The following is a 17,945-nucleotide window of genomic DNA, read 5'->3' as shown; positions in this document are numbered from 1 at the left end:
CCCATGAATAATACGGTTTCCGTTATTCTTCCCTGCTATAATGTAGCTCCGTACCTGGATGTTTGCTTGAACAGCCTGGTGAACCAGACTTTGCAGGATATTGAGATCATTTGTGTGAATGACGGCTCTACGGACAGTACATTGGCGGTACTCCAGTGCTGGGAGAGGAAAGACCACCGCATCCGGGTAATCAATCAGGAGAACGGCGGCCTTTCCGCCGCACGCAATGCCGGTATGGATTTGGCACAGGGAGAATATATCGGTTTTGTAGACCCTGATGATTATGTGGAATATTCCATGTACGAACGCCTGTTAGAAACTGCCAGATCCTCCAGAGCTGATGTTACTGCATGCGGTTATGTTGCCTTCTCTGATTGTAACGGCACTATTATGGAGGAGTGGAGCAGATCTCCTGCTGCCGGAGTGGAGGAATGCGTGCGGGAAAGTGTTTTTCACTCGGATTCCGTCTGGTGCCGGATGGAATCTATAGCCTGTAACAAATTGTATCTTCGCTCGTTTCTGGAAAAGTGCGCTCTTAAATTTGTGCCTTCATTTCGAAAGGGAGAAGATGATGTTTTTTGGCTGATGTTGCTCCCCCATATGGGCCGTCTTGCCGTTATTCCGGATCGTTTGTATTGGTACCGCAAGCAGAGGAAGGGAGCTATTTCCTACCAGTGGGAAATTTGCGGTTGTCCTTATGGTTTGGACATGGAACGGCTGGAATACGTTACTTCTTATTGGTGTAACATTAGTTGGCAGGAGTCTGCCCTTTCCCGTGGCTGGATGGCTTATTTGCTGAAGCGCTTTCTGCTGGCGCACGTTTCATCAGCAGAAGAAATCTTTCGTGTGCTGGATGACTGCAGCCGGAAGGAATTGGTGAAAAGATACCGTGAATGGTTTGCTGTTTCCGGTTTGTCGCCGGAATTTAAAGGACTGCGATCCTGGGACCGAAAGTTTTGCCGGTTACTGGATGGGAGGGGGCCTGAAAAGTTGGTGTTCCCTCGTTTGATTTATCGCCTCATGGGATTTTGCAGTGGTCGCCGTGGCCGTTATTACCGCTTGAAGTTGTACTTGTCCTCCTGTTTATGAATATTGATGTTTCCATTATTGTTCCATGCTATAACGTAGAGTCGTATGTGGATAATTGCCTAGAGGCACTGACGGCTCAGACCTTGCACCAAATGGAAATCATTTGCGTGAATGACGGTTCCACGGATGGAACTTTGTCCCGCTTGCAGATATGGGCGCAACAATTCCCGCACATCCGGATTATTGACCAGTCAAATTTTGGCGTATCCATGGCACGAAATGCCGGGTTAGAGATTTCTCGAGGGAGTTATGTAGGGTTCGTTGATCCGGATGACTTGGTGGAAAAGGACATGTTTGCATGCTTGTTCCAGAATGCCGTGGAGAACCAGGCCGACGTTGCCGTATGCGGATACACCGCTTTTTCTGATAAGACGGGTGCTGTGTTGGAAGAGGAAAGCTGGTCTCCCGATACCATGTTTTATCCAGAGGAGCATGTGGAGAAATTCCGGCGGGGTTCTATCTGGAGCCGTTGTGTGGGCCCGGTATGCAACAAGCTGATACGCAGAAGCGTGCTAGAAGAACATTACGTGCGGTTTATTCCTGGTCTGAAAGAGGGGGAAGACATGGCTTTTTTGCTGATGCTTCTCCCTTTTGCCCCACGGTTACTAACAATGGGAAATCGTTTTTATCATTATCGCCGTGAAAGAGCCGGTTCAGCCACTTACGGGAGAAACATTCTGCTTAATGATTACCGTATGGATTTGCTCAACATGAATGCGGTCACACGATTCTGGCAGGAAAAAGGTTTATGGACGGCGGAAGTAAAATATGGGTTGATTGACTACTACATGGAATTCCTCCGCCGGCATTTCATCATGCAAGAGGGAGCCTTTTTCAAAGCCTCCAAGGAAGACCGCGTGAGCCTGTTGAAAAAATGGAATGAATGGTTGGAGTTGATTGGTGGAGAAAACAGTTTGGAGCGGCTGGACAAGTGGGATCGAACATTTTGTTTTCTTCTGAGAAAATTCCCGTTAAATTGGAATAAGGCCGCCTTTTGGCAATGCCAGCTCATGTCCTTCTGCAAAGGACGCCGCGGTGCTTATTACACTTTGAGGAAACAACTCCTGGACTTGGCTCGTGTATAACGCGTGTTCAGGGGGAAGTGTTTGGAGGTAAAAATGGCATGATTGCCGGAGATTACACCCCGGTGTAGCACATTTGCTCCTTAAGCTGGGCCACCTGGAGGTCTTCTCCCAGGTATTCCCCGATGGAGTAGCCGAAGAGCATGGCGGCTCCGGGGCCGTTAGCGGTGAGCACGTTGCCGTCCAGAACCACATTTTCATCCTTGATGATGTGGGCCCCAGCCTCGTTGAGCTCCCGGTAGACGTCCTGGGCCGGGTAGGCCGTGATGTCCTTGTCCTTGACCAGTCCGGCTTTTGCCAGAACGATGGGGGCGGCGCAGATGGCGGCCACCAGTTTGCCCGCTTCATTCATTTTCTTTACCAGATGAATGACTTCCGGCGTATCCCGCAGAATCCAGGAGCCTGCGCCGCCGGGCAGAACTAGGGCATCCAGCTTGTCGGCGTGGAGCTTGTCCAGCATGGTGTCCGTAGTGACGGTTACGTCGTGGGTGCTAACCACCTTGTCTGATTGTACGCCGGCAAGCAGGACTTCCATATTCAGCCGGCGCAGGATGTCCAGCGGGGCAATGAGTTCGATTTCTTCAAATCCGGGTGCGGCAAGAATGGCGACTTTTTTCATGCTTGGTAAGACAGAATGGCAGGATGGAATGTTCAAGGAAACAGGCAGCCTCTACAGGAGCAGCAAGACCGGGTTTTCCAGCAGGGTTTTGAATTCGGCGGCGATTTTGGAGGCCTTGCATTCCGGAAGAATGTTGGCGTTTACGTACAGGGTGACGGGCAGGATGAGCTTGGAAACGGGGCGTCCCGCTTCAATGCCCGTTTTTGGTGTCGTGCCTCCGATGCTGATGATGCTGTGGGGCATGTCGCGTATGACGGAGCGCTGGGCTTCCACATTCACGCCGCTGTCACAGAGCAGGATGTTGGGCGCCACGGTTCCCGGAGCGGGCGCACCGGATTTGGATGCGGCGAACCGTTCCATGGCAATGTTGTAGATGGTCTTGGCGCCAGCGTTTTCAATGAGGACGTATTTTTCCCCCTTGTCCAGCACCATGAGGAGTTCCGCGGAAGCGTCTCCCGCCAGCCATTCCGGTTCGCTGAGACATGCCTTGACGGCGGCGCGCACGACGTAGTCGAACAGACTGTAGCGCCCCCCGATGAGCTTTTCACACTGGACGGCAATGGGCGTGCTGATGGCGGCCAGATAGGACATGTTGGCCCCCAGAGTATAAAGATAAAAGTTGTCCACGCGCGTGGCATGGCGCGTATCCTTCGGCGCCAGGGGGGTATGCACCTTCCGCGCGGGGCCTTCAGTCCGGCGAACCGCGGCGCGTACGTCCGCCGCCATGATTCTGCCGTGCGGACCGGTGCCGTGCAGGCTGGCGGGGTCCATCCCGGCTTCCGCCGCCAGTTTGGCAGCCAGAGGACTGAATTTTACCACGGGGGAGGAAGGGGGGCAGTCACAGGAGGCCGCACCGAATTCCGACTGCAGCAGGGCAATGGGAGTGCCCACGGCGGCTGTGGCGCCTTCCGGCACCAGGATTTCCGTCAGGGTTCCGTCCTCGCATGCCTGAAGCTCCACGTGGGCCTTTTCCGTTTCGATGTCGGCCAGGTGGTCTCCCACTTCCACAAAGTCTCCTATTTTTTTGATCCATCTCAGGACGATGCCTTCGTGCATGGAATCGGAAAGGCGGGGCATTTCAATGGTAATGGCCATGGAGAGTGAATATTGAATGTTGGAATATGGGAAAGTGCTGTGTGATGGAGCGGCAAAGCCGCTCCATCACACAAGTGTGCGCATTCAGGCGCTGTATTTTTCTACGCCGTCGATGAACACCCTGGAGGTGTTGAAATCATCGTCCAGCAGGACCATGTCCGCCGTGAAGCCGGGCGCGATCTTGCCGAGGCCTTCCAGTCCCAGGGACTGGGCCTGGTTCCAGGAGGTAGCCTTGACCAGCTCGCTGAGGGGCTTGCCGGTCAGGCGGTGCACGTTTTTCAGGCCGTGGGCATATTTGAGGGTGCTGCCGGCCAGGGCGCCGGATTCCTGCAAGCGAGCCACGCCGTCCTTCACGATGATGGGCAGGCCGCCGAGGTCGCCGGGGCCGTCCGGCATCCAGGAGCAGGCCAGGGAGTCCGTGATCATCATCATCTGGTCCGTTTCCTTGTTCTTGAATACGGTTTTGAGCATGTCCGCGCAGAGGTGGATGGTGTCGCAAATGATTTCGATCTTGATTTCCCTGTCCAGCAGTCCGGAGCCCACAAGGCCGATTTCACGGTGGTGCAGGGGGGACATCTGGTTGCAGTAGTGGGTCAGGTGGACCAGGCCGGCGGCTTTCGCCTTGTTGAAATCCTCGTGGGTAGCCGCGCTGTGGCCGGCGGAGCAGCGGATGCCTGCGGCGGATGCTTTCGAAATGAAGTCCACGGCGCCGGGCATTTCCGGCGCCAGGGAGACCAGCAGCACCTTGGCGATGGAATTGAGATTGGCTACTTCATCATAGTCCGGCTGGCGGACAAAGGCGGGGTTTTGCGCACCGCAGCACTTGGGATTGATGAACGGCCCTTCCAGATGAACGCCGGGGGTTTTCGCAAATTCCTGGTTCTTCATGTATTCCGCTACGGAGGCGCACACGTTTTCCAGCACCTTGGGAGACAGGGTGAGGGTGGTCGGCAGCCAGGAGGTGACGCCTTCCTTCATTTTGCATTCCGCGATGGTGCGGAGGCTTTCCAGCTTTGCGTCGCAGGTGTCGCAGCCGCCGGCACCGTGGCTGTGGATGTCGATGAATCCGGGAAGGAGCATCTTGCCTTCCGCGTCCACCACCTTGTCCGCCGCGGGAAGTTCGCTCCCGGCGGGATAAACGGCGGTGATGACCGTTCCTTCGATTTCCACGGCTGCCCCGGGCAGGTCGATGCCGGGGGAAATGATGCGTGCGTTTTTAATGAGTGTTTTCATAAAAATAAATAATTGTTTGGTGGAATGGATAAGTATGTTTGATGAATGATGGGGAAGAGATGTTACAGTTCCTTTCTTTTGTCAATGACAAGCCAGGACCATTTGCGGCACCGGGGGCAACGGCCGAAGTTCCTCTTCCTGCCGGATGATTTGTAAAGGATGCCGTATTTCCCGAAGGGTTCTTCCAGACCGCACTTGTTGCAGTGCATTACCCAGCCGGGCGCCCTTTTCTCCCATTTGGCCAGGTTTTCCGGCGTTGCCTCCACTTCCCTGGGTATGGAAATGTAGTCGATCAGCCGGGTGAAGATGTTGGGAGCCATGGGAGGGGCAATACGGGACGGTCGGCATGAATTACTTCTGTGCGTCCAGCGTCTTGTTCCACTCGGCCACCCGGGCGGCTTCCACTTTCAGAACGGCGTCTGCCTCGGCCTTGTCCAGAATGCGGATGTCCTTGATTTTGTCTCCGCGGGCAATGGCGTTGACGACGGCTTGCCCTTTCAGCACTTTCCCGAAGACGGTATGGCGTCCGTCAAGATGGGGCGTAGCCACGTGGGTGATGAAGAACTGGGAGCCGTTGGTCCGGGGACCGCGGTTTGCCATGGAAAGGATACCGGGACCGTCGTGTTTGAGGTCGGGGGAGAATTCGTCTTCAAACTCATAGCCGGGACCGCCCATGCCCGTGCCCTGGGGATCGCCTCCCTGGATCATGAAGTCCGGAATCACGCGGTGGAAGGTTACTCCCTTGTAATAGCCCCTGTTAATGAGGTTCAGGAAGTTGGCGACAGTAACTGGTGCCTTGCAGGGATAGAGGGCCAGTTCAATGTCCCCCTTGGTGGTGGACATGACTACTTTCACGTCCTTGAGTCCGGCGGTGGAGTCGGCGCAGGCCGTAAAGGCCGCCAGGGCGCACAAGGAACACAGCAGAAGGGTAAAATACTTTTTCATGGCTTCTTGTTGTTCCCCCATGTTGCCCTAAGAGAGGCCGGTTTGCAAGTAAATCGCGTGCCCTGGCGGGAGAGTGCCGCACGCCAACGGGAATTGGAAGCGGGGGATCAGAGGCATCAAAGGCATTTTTAATCTCAATATGCTGTTTTTAAATGATTTTTCATACTACTCCTCCGGCTGCACGGGAAAAACGGAAGATCAGCCAGGTCATGCACAGGCTCAGGACGCCCATCACGACGAACTGCCAGGATGGGGGGATGACCAGCATCATGGCGTACTGGAATCCCACGGCCGCAAGACCCAGAACACAGTCCACCAGGTTTCCGGCGGCAATCATGTCGCCGCGCTTGTCGTTGTCCGCCCGGTCTTGAAAGAAGGCGTTCAGCGGCACCAGGAACAGGGCGGCGGAGATGCCGGCCGCCATCAGCAGGGCGTAGAAGACGGATGAGGTCATGGAGACCGTGGAAAGGGCCAGGCAGCTCAAGGCCATCAGCGCCCCCCCCGCCACGGAGACTTTCATGCGGATGTGGTGTCTGCACATCAGGGAGGCGAGGATGCCCCCCAGTACGGTACCGCCGCTCATCCAGGCCATCAGCACGGCCCCCACGGAGCTGAAATCGTCGCCGCCGCCGGAGATTTCCTTGGCCATCTGGATGGTCATCAGCATCACGGTGCCCCCAAAAAACCAGAAGTAGCCTATGCCCATTTCGCTGACGCGCAAGTTCCTGTTTTTCCACATTTTGGAAAGCTGGTGGAAGTGCTCGTAAAACAGGGACCAGGAAAAGGGCCTGAACCCTTCCGGAGCGTACCGCGGAAGATAGAAGCTGGAAATTGCCACGGGAATGGCCAGCAGAAGGAACACCAGGCACGGGAAGGAGGCGGCGTACCAGCCGTCGCTGAGGCCGGAGGGTTTTAGCCATGCGTCAAACCACTGGAAGAAGCCGTCCCCCAGCAAATGATGCCAGACGGTGTCCGTGGAAGGCTCCAGCAGGTAGCGGAACCAGACGAAGACGCCTATCTGGCCGATCAGCAGGCTGAGGATGGAGGCCATTTCCACAATGCCGCTGGCAAATCCCATGCGGGACGTTCCCACAATGTCCTTCACGATTCCCTTTTTTGACGGACTGAAAATGGTGGCCTGCAAGGCAAAGACGCAGAACCACAGGATGGCTCCGTTCAGGTTGTGGGAGCGCAGGCTCCAGTACATTCCCCCCAGCACGCATATTTGGAGAAGGGCCATGAATTGAATGATGCGAGCCTTGCAGAAGCGGTCGGACAGCCACCCGACAAAGGGGGAAAACAGGATGAAGGGAAGAACGATGATGGCCCCCAGCGGATATTCCAGGTCTCCCTGCGTACCGTACAGCCATACGCCCAGGGGAATCAGCAGGAACTGGGCCCCCTTTTCGTTGAAGGAGTTCTGCGCCTGGATCAGCACGAGCCGCCAGAAGGCACCCCAAGGCACCTTGTCAACCGGTCCGGGGGTGTGGGAGTCATGTTTCATGAAATCATATGCTTGGTTCCTCCGTTTTTCTGGATTCAGTACGGGATTCCGGACCAGGCAGGGCGGCCCGGCAAAGGGCGCCTGTCCGCGGAGCTTAACTTTTCCCCGTGTTGCTGGCAAGCCGGAAGAGCCCAGGGAGCCGCATCCCAGGGGGTCATCAGTATCCGGGGGCTGTAGGTGGAAGGGATGCCGCTCCCGGGGGAGATGCTGTGGAAGGACGCAGAAGGGAGGCTCCGTACCTTCAGCTCATGGGACCTCCCGTTTTGGCTTCCGGTATTTTATGCAATTTCTTCCGATTCCCTCAGCCCGGAACTGCGGAACAGGCAGAGAACACCGATAACGACTACCGCCACGACGCTGGCGATAAGCGACGCCTCATAACCGAACCCGCACATTTCCGGGCTGGAAAACAGGTATTGGAAGACGACCAGGCTCAGGAACGCGGCGGGAACGGCGGCTATCCAGCAGCAGCGGGTTTTGCTGCGCAGATAGATGGAGACAGCCCACAGCGTGGATGCCGCCAGGAGCTGGTTTGCCCAGCCGAAGTACTGCCAGATAATGTTGTAATCCATGCTGCTCACGGCGATGGCCACGGCAAACAGGGGGATAGCGATCATCAGGCGGCGGCTCAACTGCTCCTGGTTCAGCTTGAAGCAGTCGGCAATCATCAGGCGCGTTACCCGCAGGGCTCCGTCTCCCGTGCTGATGGGCAGGATCACGACGCCGATCATCACCAGAATGGAACCTGCGTGCCCCATCCAGGATTCCGAAATCATCTGGATGGCCAGGGCAGGGGCTTTCCCGTTGGCGGTAGCTATGCCCAGCGCCTCCGGAGAACCGTAGAAGGTCAGGGCGGCTGCGGCCCAGATGAAGGCGATGACGCCTTCCGTAATCATGGCTCCGCCGAAGACGGGCAGGCCTTCCTTTTCCGTTTTCAGGCAGCGGGCCATCAGGGGGGACTGGGTGGCGTGGAAGCCGCTCACGGCTCCGCAGGCAATCGTGATGAACATGACCGGGAACAGCGGGAAGTCCGCCGGGTGGAGGTTGTGGAAAAAGTCCATGTCCGGCAGCACCTCCATGCGGGGAATGTGCATCCAGTACGGCATGGATTCCGCAAAGGGCATCAGCAGCATCACGCCCAGAATGCCGGCCACCATGATGATCAGCGCTACGGAAAACAGGGGGTACACCCGCCCCATGATGGCCTGGATGGGCAGAATGGTAGCCAGAAAGTAGTAGCCGAAGATGATCCATACCCATGTGGAGACGTTCCACCCCGTCATCGGGGCCAGAATGGCGGCAGGCCCCACGGCGAATACCACCCCCACCAGCACACTGAACACAATGCAGGCCGCGCGGCTGATCCACTGGGCCTGGCTTCCCAGATAGCGGCCCAGGATTTCCGGAAGGTTCTCCCCCTTGTGCCGCAGGGAGATCATGCCGGAGAAATAGTCGTGCACCATGCCGCCGAAGATGCAGCCGAACACGATCCAGAGCAGGGCGGCGGGGCCGTACAGCACCCCCATCACGGCTCCGAAAATGGGGCCCAGCCCTGCGATGTTCAGCAATTGAATCAGGAAGATGCGCCAGCGCGGCATGACCACGTAATCCACGCCGTCCGTGTACGCCACGGCCGGTGTCCGGCGTTCCGAGTCCGGCTGGAAAATCCGCTCCAGCACGCGGCCGTACGTAAAATAGCCGGCCGCCAGGACCAGCATTCCCAGAATGAAGTAGCAGTAACCGTTCATGTTGAAAAGGAGGACTCCCGGGCAGAAATAACAAGAGGCCGTCCGCGTGTGAAACGTAACTTTTCCATTGCATTCTGGCAAGACGTTATTGATCTGTAGATTCCGGATTTTTTGCCCGGAAAATGAAAAGAAACACAACGTCAATTTCCAGATAATCTGAGCGGATTGCAAATTCGTCCAAGGAGAAGCCTTGTCCGATGAATGATATAATTACTTAATAATAAAGTAACATGAATATTGATAAAATGAAAAACTAGACTTGGGTAATCTGACTATTTTCTCAGGGTTAATCCTTATAAATCGTTTTGTCTGAAAAAAACATGTTGACTTCGAATTTGCAATCCGCTAAGAAGATGAGGCTGACTCTTTGGCACTTTAACTTACACTTGCAGTATCATGAAGAAAACTTTGTTCCTGCTCTCATCTCTTGCCCTGGCTGCGGCATCGGCTCAGGCGGCGGTCTTGTGCACGACGACATTCAACCGGACGGGTAACAGCCTTGGATCGGTAACGATTAATAACGAGTCTGGATACGGGCTGGAAGGCCCCACTTCCATTTCCTCTTTCAGCAAAGGAGGAAATCCGGCTGGAGGCCAAAGCGGAGATCTGCTGGGACAGAGTTCCATTCCGTCCTCCGTGGTAACTCCCAATTCCAATGTGGCAAGCGGCGGTTCCTGGAGCATGTCCTTTACGTTTACCAACACCGCTGCCCAGGACATGCAGATTTCTTCCATTGACCTGACCATGATAGGGGTGACCGGCGGTGGAGCTGCTCAGAATACCGGTGGTGGTGTAGCAGGCCAGGACGGATGGATTGGCACGACTACGGGCTTGAGCAACAAGCCTATCAACTTGGCCCTTTCCATAGATAGTGTCGGTTCGCAAACTCTTGTGTTCAATGCTGCTACGGGTGGGGGCAGTTCAGGGAACTGGGACACCCCCAGAACGGGAGGCTACGATTTTCTCGATGGCTTTGTTCTGAAGGCGGGAGAGTCGCTGACCATCACGATTGACGCTTCCCAGCATGAAGCCTATAACAAGGGGTGTTTTGCAGGGTTATCCGGCATTCAGATCAATGGGGAGCTGGTTCCCGAACCGGCCACGGCGTCCCTTGGACTTCTGGGGCTGGCGGCATTGATGGTGCGCCGCCGCAGGGCCTGACCATTTCAGCAACATTTCATCAAGCCGTCCTGTGGATTTTCCGAAGCAGGCGGCTTTTTTCTTTCAAACGGGACTCTCACATGTTGTTTGCTTAACTGATGCTTGTTGCCATCATCCAATCCGTTTTCTCCGCTAGAATTTCCTGTCCCGGTCCTTTTCATCCGGGGTCTTTTTTCCATTGACTGCCATGTTCATGTTTCGCTTCTTATCCGCTCTGATTTCCTCCCTGCTGATTCTGTCTCCTGTAAAAGGAGAGGATGCAGAATATGTCTGGAGAGGGACGGGAGGAAATGCCTGGGGGACCTTGTCCAATTGGAGCCCGTCAGTTGCTCCGGGAGCCCAATCTTCTGCCTACACGCACTGGATGACCACTAATGGAGCGGATTCCGTGGGAAGAACGGACGTGGGAGGCCTGGGTTCCGACGGAAGGTATCTGAAGGGTGTCCGGGTGGAGGGTGTCAATAACCAGCCCGGAGGGAAAATTCAGTTGTTCATCAAGAATACAAACGAAAAGGTTTACCTTCGTATCCAGGATGGCGGCATTACTGTATCAAATACAAGAACGGGGGGATACAATGCGGATTTCGGGATTGCCCAGTTGCGCGTAGCCTCGGACCAGACCTGGCATGTGGAGGAGGGCCGCAGTTTTTATGTGGGGAGCGATGAAACGGCCCCCGCCGGCGGTCTCTATTCCCTGACTTCTGAAAACGATGCCGCCCGGGTGGTAACGCTGACGGGCGCCGGCGCCGTGCGCATCGGGGAGGGAATGCTGCTGAACAATATTTCCGGCGTGATCGGCTTCGTGATGAATGCGGGGCAGGGAACGCCCACGCTGGACCTGGCGGACCGGGGAATGAGCAATACGATTACGGTGGAGGACGCCGCGCGGCTGGAGGGCATGGCCCTGTATCAGGGCTCTCTGATTACCCGGGAAAATTCTTCCGTGACTTTCTCCGGGACTACGGCAAAGGTTTCCAGCTTATGGAACATCGGGAAAAATACGGCCATCACGCTGGAAAGTTCCACACTGGACATGTCTGAAGCGGGAGTGGAGGCTGAAGCGATTCTTTCCGGAACATCCGGAGTTTCAGGTTCACAGGGAACGCTGAAGCAGACGATTCTGGATGATGCCCGGATCACCTACACGAACAGGGAAGGCAAGCCGGGAGAAATTCAGTCCGTAGGGAAAAACGTCACCATTACCCTGAATAATTCCTCCGTTGATTTTAACGGAGAAGTTCCGGAAGTAAATCTGGTCGTTCAAGGGAATTGTTCCCTGGCGGGAAGCGGAAATTTCAACGGCACGATTACATATGCTCCGGGCGGCACTCTCGCTGTGAAAGGGGACATTACCCTTCCCAGTTCTTCCCTGGCCTTGGGCCGTTCCCATGTGACCGCCCTGGACGGCGTGCCGCAGGCCGGGGCCGTGCCGCCGGAAAATTCCTCCCTGCAGGCGCAGGAATACGTCATCCTGTTTGATTCGTCTTTTGAAGACTTGATTGCCGAATGGCCCGGAAGCCATACGCTGACGGTGCAGTTTGCGGAAGGGATGGAAGCGGAAATTACCGTGAAGGACCTTCCGAAGGGAGCCGTTTCCTGGAGCTATGACCGCGCTTCCAGAAGGCTGAACCTGGTGACGAATGTGGCGGAAAAGCCTTCCATGCCTTCCGGTGTATCCGGCTCCAGGCCGAACATCATCTTTGTGCTGGTGGATGACATGGGCTGGGGGGACCTGAGCGTCAACTGGACGCAGCAGGATAAAAACGGGCGCCAGGTGACGCGCAGGAATGAATTCAAGACTCCGACCCTGGATACGATGGCTACGGAAGGCATGCAGCTCCGGCGCCATTACAGCGCCGCTCCGGTGTGCGCTCCGGCGCGCGCCTCACTGCTTCTCGGCGTGCACCAGGGCCACTCACGCGTGGTGCGCAACAACACCTTTGACTACCCCATTGAAAACTCCCACACCCTGGGAACGCTGCTGAAGGGCGCGGGTTACCACACGGCGGCCATCGGGAAATGGGGCGTGGGCGGCGGAGGGCAAAGCGGCAAGGGGCTGACCGGAGCGCCCCATATGCGCGGGTTTGACTACTTTTACGGAATCATCAAGCATCTGGCGGGCCACTTCCACTATTTGACGGCGGGTTCCCAGGAGATTTACGAATATGATGACCAGTCCGCAGCCCCGGCGTGGACGAACGTCAGCGCCAAGGTCCCCGGCACCGCCTATGATACGGACCTCTTCGGCGCCCGGGCCAAGCAGTGGATTATGGAGCACCATGAAAAGGCCCCTTCACAGCCTTTCTTCCTGTACCTGGCTTTCCCCGCCCCCCACGGCTGCCTGTCTGCTCCTGCCTGCGCCTATCCGGAGGGATTGGGAAAAACCGGCGGCCTGCAATGGGAGAAGAAAGATGGCTATGAAGCCTGCAATACCGCCGCGGACGGCTGGACTGGCGTGCAGGGGGATTTTGGCCCGGATACGTACATTTATCCGGAACACACGGTTTTCGGCAAGACGGAATCCCGGCACGCCACGATGATCCGCCGCGTGGACGATGTTCTGAAGGATATGATCCAGCTGCTCAAGGAGCTGAACCTTGACAGCAATACGATGATCGTGTTCACCTCCGACAACGGCCCCCACAATGAGTCGGGCTCAGGTAATTACAACAACGGGGCCCAAGACCCGCGGTACTTCATGAGTTATGGAATGATGGACGGCATCAAGCGGGACTGCTGGGAGGGCGGCATGCGCGTGCCTGCGGTGGTGCGCTGGCCCGGAGTGGTTCCCAGCGGGATCAGCCTGGGCGCCAGCCAGTTCCATGACTGGATGGCCACCTTCGCGGATGTGGCGGGGGTACCCGTTCCGTCCCGCTGTGACGGCGTTTCCCTGCTGCCCACGCTGGTAGGCGTTCCGGAGCGCCAGAGAACCGGCGTCATTTACACGGAATATGCCTACGGCGGAAATACTCCGGGCTACAGTGACTTCCTCCAGGCCCACAGGAACCGCGGCAGGCAGCAGCAGCAGATTGTGTTTGCGGACGGTTTCAAGGGCCTGCGGATGGGCAATGCCGCTCCCGCTACGGACTTTGAAATCTATGATACGGAAAAGGACCCGCAGGAGGCCAACAACCTGGCTTCCTCCCGTCCGGACCTTCAGGAGAAAATGAAGGCGCAGGCATTGCGCATGCGCCGTCCTTCTCCCACGGCAGCTACGAACTTTGACACTGCTTACGTTGCACCCGTCGCGCCTCCCTCCAACCTCCGGCAGGGGCGGTTGCGCCAGCGCGCGTGGAACCGCGGGTTCGACTGGGTGCCGGATTTCCGCCAGATGGAGGAAGCCCCGGCCGTCACAGGAGCTACGGGCGCTTCCGGCGTGCTGGATGTCAACCCCGCAATTTCCGGCCAGAAGGGCGTGGAACTTACCGGTTATCTCACCGTGCCTGCTACGGGGGAATATAAATTCTACCTGAAAACGGATTCCAACAAAGGTTCCAAGGCTTTTGTCCATTTGCACGACATGCAGCTCCTTGACGCGGATTATGCCTATACGCCGGGAACGGAAGTTGCCTCCAATGCGCGGGAAGGCGTTTCCAGCGATGTACAGCCCAATGCCGTACAGACGGTCAAGCTTACGGCGGGCGTTCATCCGATCCGCATCGGCTATGTGGGCCAGGGTTCGTCGTCTTCCCTTTCCATGCAGTGGGAAAGCGCCGATGCGGGCATTTCCAAGCAGGAGATCCCCGCCAGCGCGTTTGCGTATGAATACGTGAATCCTTTCAATATTGATAAAACGGAGGAGGCCGTGGGCTTTGCCGCTGCGGAGACGACGCTGACCGTGCAGACCCAGCTGCCCTGGACCGCTTCCTGCGACCAGCCCTGGGTCACGGTCATTCCCGCTTCCGGGAACAGTACCGCTACGCTGGCTGTCAGCGTGGACGCCAATAGCCAGGAAACACATCGTACGGCAGTTGTGACCATTACGTGTGACGGCGAACAAAGGACCTTCACGCTGACTCAAAGTGCCGCGCCGCCATTGACCGGATACGATAAGTGGAAGAAGGATAAGTTCCCCGCCGGAACGACGGAAGACGACATGGCTCCGGGAGCCAGCCCTGCAGGCGACGGAATCAGCAATTTGATGAAGTATGCTACCGGCCTGGATCCTTTGAAACCGTGCGGCAGTGTAACAACGCTGACGGTGCGGAAGGAAGAGGGCAGCCAGGAATATCTGGTGCTGGACTGGCCGGTCAATACGGAAGCCGTGGATGTGGTTTTCAGCGTGGAAAGCTCCGCGGACCTGAAGACCTGGAATGAGGAGGAAACGGTAGTTCCGGCAGGCAGCAAGGGAGAATACCGGGACACGGTGGCCATTGATGAAAATGCGCCGCAACGCCGCTTCCTGCGTTTGAAAGTAACGAGAGAGTAGAATCTGGGCCTGTATTGGCATCGAAAATTGAATGCCGATACAGGCGGTACTCCATGCCGGGATTTTTCGTGATCCGGTTACCTTTTATTAATAGCGAATCACCGTTCCGGAGCTCTTCGGAAGATTTCTCCGGAATTCCTTCTCTTTGCCGAGGTCTATTTCCGACCGAAAAGCAAAAAACCGGGCACGGGCCGCAAGCCCGGCTGCACGGATTGCGCCACGCGAGATTCACGAAGGATAAAGCGACCGTGGGAAGCAGTGACCAAATGTGTACTCCCAAAGACGCTTATGGAAAGATACCTCCGGAAATGTCTGTTTGCCGGGAGTCACGGCTCCGGTGTCCGGGGCGAGAGTATCCTGTTTTTGACGGACAGATTTTTTTGCCTTCAACAGGTGGAAGAATCGCTGATTTCCAGTATCCGGAGTGTTATTCCAGGGGGCCGCGGGATTCAGGCCTGTTCTTCCTCCTGATCTGCGGGAGGGGCTTTAGGCAGATTTTTGTCAATGTCGTCCAGCAGGTTGACCAGATCAACCCCGCGCTGCGCGGAGTCGTCCAGCCGGAAGGAGAGCCGCGGAGTGTTGCGCAGAACGACTCTTTTGGCTACGGCCGACTGAATGAGACCGTGGCGGGAGTTCAGCTTTTCCAGAACCTGGGGAGGAGCCATGCGGCCCACGACGCCCACCCAGACCCTGGCTTCTTTCAGGTCATCCGTCACTTCCACTTCAATTACGGTGACAATCGTTCCGGGGAATTCAAAGTCCCGCTGGATGGTGGTGCCTATTTCCCGGCGGAGGAGTTCATTAACCTTGTCTGTGCGTCTGCTCATATGAAGAAATAGAGTAAGGGGCTGTCCGATTGTTCAATCGGAAGGAGGGATGTACACGAATGGCAGAAATGGAAGCTCCCTAGAGACCCTGCCGGAGCCCTGGGGCGGTTCCATTCCCGCTTCGGTGAGATTACGTATTGGCTTACAGCGTCTGCTGGATTTTTTCCAGCGTGTAGCATTCGATGATGTCGCCAGCCTCATATTCGTTGAAGTCGCCCAGGCGAATGCCGCATTCCAGACCGGCCTTGACTTCTTCCACTTCGTCCTGGAAGCGGCGGAGAGTGGACATCTTGCCGTCGAAAACGGGAGTTTTGTCGCGGATGACGCGCGCTTCACAGCTGCGGAGGATCTTGCCGTCCTCAACCATGCAGCCTGCGGCGCGACCCTTGTTGAGCTTGAAGACCTGGAGAACCTTGGCGTGGCCGATGATGGTTTCACGCGTTTCCGGTTCCAGCAGGCCCAGCATGGCGTCCCTCACCTGGTCGATGAGTTCGTACACGATGGAGTACAGCTTCACCTGCACGCCTTCACGTTTGAGAAGTTTCACGGCGTTGGATTCCACCTTGACGTTGAAGCCCAGGATGACGGCGTCGGAAGAGGAAGCCAGCAGGACATCAGATTCCGAGATGGGACCGGCGGCGGCATTCAGGAAGACACATTCCACCTTGTCCGACTGGATGTCCATGATTGCCTTTTTAATGGCTTCCACGGAACCCTGGACGTCCCCCTTCAGGAGAATCTTGAGCTGGGCCTTCTGGGTACCGTCGCCCATCATGGCGAGCAGTTCCTCCATGCGGGCCTTGCGGGGCTGGGCCAGGCGCTGCTTGCGCAGTTCCTCCTGGCGTTCTTCGCCCAGTTTCTTGGCGGCGCGTTCGGATTCCATTTCCACGAGTTCGTCACCCACGTTCGGGGTCTCGGAAAAGCCGATGATTTCCACGGGCATCCCGGGGCCGACTTTTTTGACGCGTTCGCCGTGGTCGTTGACCAGGGCGCGCACCTTGCCGGCGTAAGGGCCGCAGATGAAGGGCATGCCGATGCGGATGGTGCCGCTTTCCACAATGGCCGTGGCGGAACTGCCGGTACCGGGTTCCACGCGGGCTTCAATGATGGATGCCCGGCAGTTGGCCTTGGGATTGGCTTGGAGTTCAAGCACTTCCGACTGGAGGGAAAGGAGGCCGAGCAGGTCGTCAATGCCGTCCCCGGTCAGGGCGGAGACTTCCACACATTCCACATCGCCGCCGAAGTCCGTGGGGACCAGCCCTTCTTCCATCAGGCCGCTCTTGGCTTTCATGGGATCTGCCGCAGGGAGGTCGCATTTGTTGATGGCCACGATGATGGTTTTGCCGGCCGCCTTGGAATGGGCGATGGCTTCCCGCGTCTGGGGCATGATGCCGTCATTGGCGGCTACGACGAGCACGACAATGTCCGTCACGTCCGCTCCGCGGGCGCGCATTTCCGTAAAGATGGCGTGACCGGGCGTGTCCAGGAAGGTGAGGGTGTTGCCGTTGTAGTCTACCGTATAGGCGCCGATATGCTGCGTGATGCCGCCGGCTTCCCCCTTCGCTACGTGGGCCTTGCGGATGTAGTCCAGCAGGGAGGTTTTCCCGTGGTCTACATGGCCCATGACCGTGATGATGGGCGTGCGGGTGATGAGGGTGGCCTTGGGTTCTTCCACGACCGGCACTGGTTCCGGCTCCTTCACCGGTTCCTGCTGGGCCTTGACTCCACCTCCTTTTTCCCGTTTTTCACGGGCGAAGGTGTAGCCGTGCAGGTCACAGATGGAACTGACGGCGTCAGCGTCCAGCGGCGTGTTCGGGTTGGCGAAGATGCCCATGCCCATCAGGTCCTTGATGATCTGGAAAGGCTTGGCTTGAAGCAGAGCGGCCAGTTCGGAGACGGAAACGGGCGGCTTGAGGTTGATGACCTTATCCCTGGAAGACAGTTCCTCTTCCTGCGGCGCGGGTGCGGCGGCAGGGGCTGGCTGGACGGATTCGGGAGCCGGTTTGGCGGGAACGGGAGCAGGCGCTTTTTTCTTGGGGCCGGAAAGCAAGTCGAGAGCTTCTTTCTTGGCCGGAGCCGGACGGGGGGTGGGCGCCGGGGCCGGAACGGGTTCGGGCAGCGGTGCGCGTTTCTTTTTGGGAGATCCGCCGATCAGATCCAGCACTTCTTTTTTGGGTTCGTTCTCTTCTTGTTTATTAGGCATTTGATTTTAA

The 17,945-nt window shown here is 56.9% G+C and carries 13 protein-coding genes; 4 read left to right on the top strand and 9 right to left on the bottom strand.

Translation table 11 applies throughout. From position 1 onward, the window contains the following. Positions 1-3 precede the first annotated feature (3 nt). Together V3C20_RS04255 and V3C20_RS04250 are read left to right on the top strand one after the other, a co-directional pair. The gene (locus tag V3C20_RS04255; protein WP_130084377.1) at positions 4-1,089 is read left to right on the top strand and encodes a glycosyltransferase family 2 protein; all 1,086 of its coding nucleotides are present in this window, start codon (positions 4-6) and stop codon (positions 1,087-1,089) included. Further along, entirely contained in the window at positions 1,086-2,174 is a 1,089-nt protein-coding gene (locus V3C20_RS04250) for a glycosyltransferase (protein WP_130084376.1), read from the top strand. Before V3C20_RS04255 ends, V3C20_RS04250 begins: the two co-directional genes overlap by 4 nt. A 52-nt stretch (positions 2,175-2,226) precedes the next feature. Here the strand turns inward: V3C20_RS04250 and V3C20_RS04245 are convergent, their stop codons facing one another. The 7 genes from V3C20_RS04245 to V3C20_RS04215 all read right to left on the bottom strand — a co-directional run bounded on the left by V3C20_RS04245 (position 2,227) and on the right by V3C20_RS04215 (position 9,315). Then, a complete protein-coding gene (locus tag V3C20_RS04245; RefSeq protein ID WP_130084375.1) occupies positions 2,227-2,790 on the bottom strand; it encodes a DJ-1 family glyoxalase III in 564 nt (187 codons plus the stop codon). A gap of 51 nt (positions 2,791-2,841) precedes the next feature. Further along, positions 2,842-3,885, bottom strand: coding sequence for a biotin/lipoyl-containing protein (locus V3C20_RS04240; protein WP_130084374.1), 1,044 nt, complete (start codon positions 3,883-3,885; stop codon positions 2,842-2,844). A gap of 84 nt (positions 3,886-3,969) precedes the next feature. Continuing rightward, positions 3,970-5,118 carry an N-acetylglucosamine-6-phosphate deacetylase gene (gene nagA, locus V3C20_RS04235; RefSeq protein ID WP_130084373.1) on the bottom strand — a complete coding sequence of 383 codons (1,149 nt, stop codon included), beginning with the start codon at positions 5,116-5,118 and terminating at the stop codon, positions 3,970-3,972. 62 nt (positions 5,119-5,180) lie between these two features. Beyond that, positions 5,181-5,438 (bottom strand): hypothetical protein, encoded by a 258-nt coding sequence (locus tag V3C20_RS04230; protein ID WP_130084372.1) that lies wholly within the window; start codon positions 5,436-5,438, stop codon positions 5,181-5,183. A 31-nt stretch (positions 5,439-5,469) separates the two neighbouring features. Then, entirely contained in the window at positions 5,470-6,063 is a 594-nt protein-coding gene (locus tag V3C20_RS04225) for a peptidylprolyl isomerase (protein ID WP_130084371.1), read from the bottom strand. 160 nt (positions 6,064-6,223) lie between these two features. After that, the gene (locus V3C20_RS04220; RefSeq protein WP_130084370.1) at positions 6,224-7,567 is read right to left on the bottom strand and encodes an MFS transporter; all 1,344 of its coding nucleotides are present in this window, start codon (positions 7,565-7,567) and stop codon (positions 6,224-6,226) included. Between the two features lie 278 nt (positions 7,568-7,845). Beyond that, a complete protein-coding gene (locus V3C20_RS04215) occupies positions 7,846-9,315 on the bottom strand; it encodes a carbon starvation CstA family protein (RefSeq protein ID WP_130084369.1) in 1,470 nt (489 codons plus the stop codon). A gap of 396 nt (positions 9,316-9,711) precedes the next feature. Here V3C20_RS04215 and V3C20_RS04210 point away from each other — a divergent pair, with 396 nt between their 5' ends. Both V3C20_RS04210 and V3C20_RS04205 read left to right on the top strand, forming a co-directional pair. Further along, complete coding sequence (locus V3C20_RS04210; protein WP_130084368.1) at positions 9,712-10,476, top strand: PEP-CTERM sorting domain-containing protein; 765 nt, start codon at positions 9,712-9,714, stop codon at positions 10,474-10,476. 193 nt (positions 10,477-10,669) lie between these two features. Beyond that, on the top strand, positions 10,670-14,905 hold the full coding sequence (locus V3C20_RS04205; RefSeq protein ID WP_161981387.1) for a sulfatase-like hydrolase/transferase: 4,236 nt from the start codon (positions 10,670-10,672) through the stop codon (positions 14,903-14,905). Positions 14,906-15,354: 449 nt separating this feature from the next. Here the strand turns inward: V3C20_RS04205 and rbfA are convergent, their stop codons facing one another. Further along, the gene (rbfA, locus tag V3C20_RS04200) at positions 15,355-15,732 is read right to left on the bottom strand and encodes a 30S ribosome-binding factor RbfA (RefSeq protein WP_130084366.1); all 378 of its coding nucleotides are present in this window, start codon (positions 15,730-15,732) and stop codon (positions 15,355-15,357) included. Positions 15,733-15,874: 142 nt separating this feature from the next. Beyond that, the gene (gene infB / locus V3C20_RS04195; protein WP_130084365.1) at positions 15,875-17,935 is read right to left on the bottom strand and encodes a translation initiation factor IF-2; all 2,061 of its coding nucleotides are present in this window, start codon (positions 17,933-17,935) and stop codon (positions 15,875-15,877) included. Between the last annotated feature and the right edge of the window lie 10 nt (positions 17,936-17,945).

The sequence above is a fragment of the Akkermansia sp. RCC_12PD genome, assembly GCF_036417355.1.
Classification (GTDB): domain Bacteria; phylum Verrucomicrobiota; class Verrucomicrobiia; order Verrucomicrobiales; family Akkermansiaceae; genus Akkermansia.
Note: the sequence above shows the minus strand (reverse complement) of the source record. Positions and strands in the feature narration are given on the sequence as shown.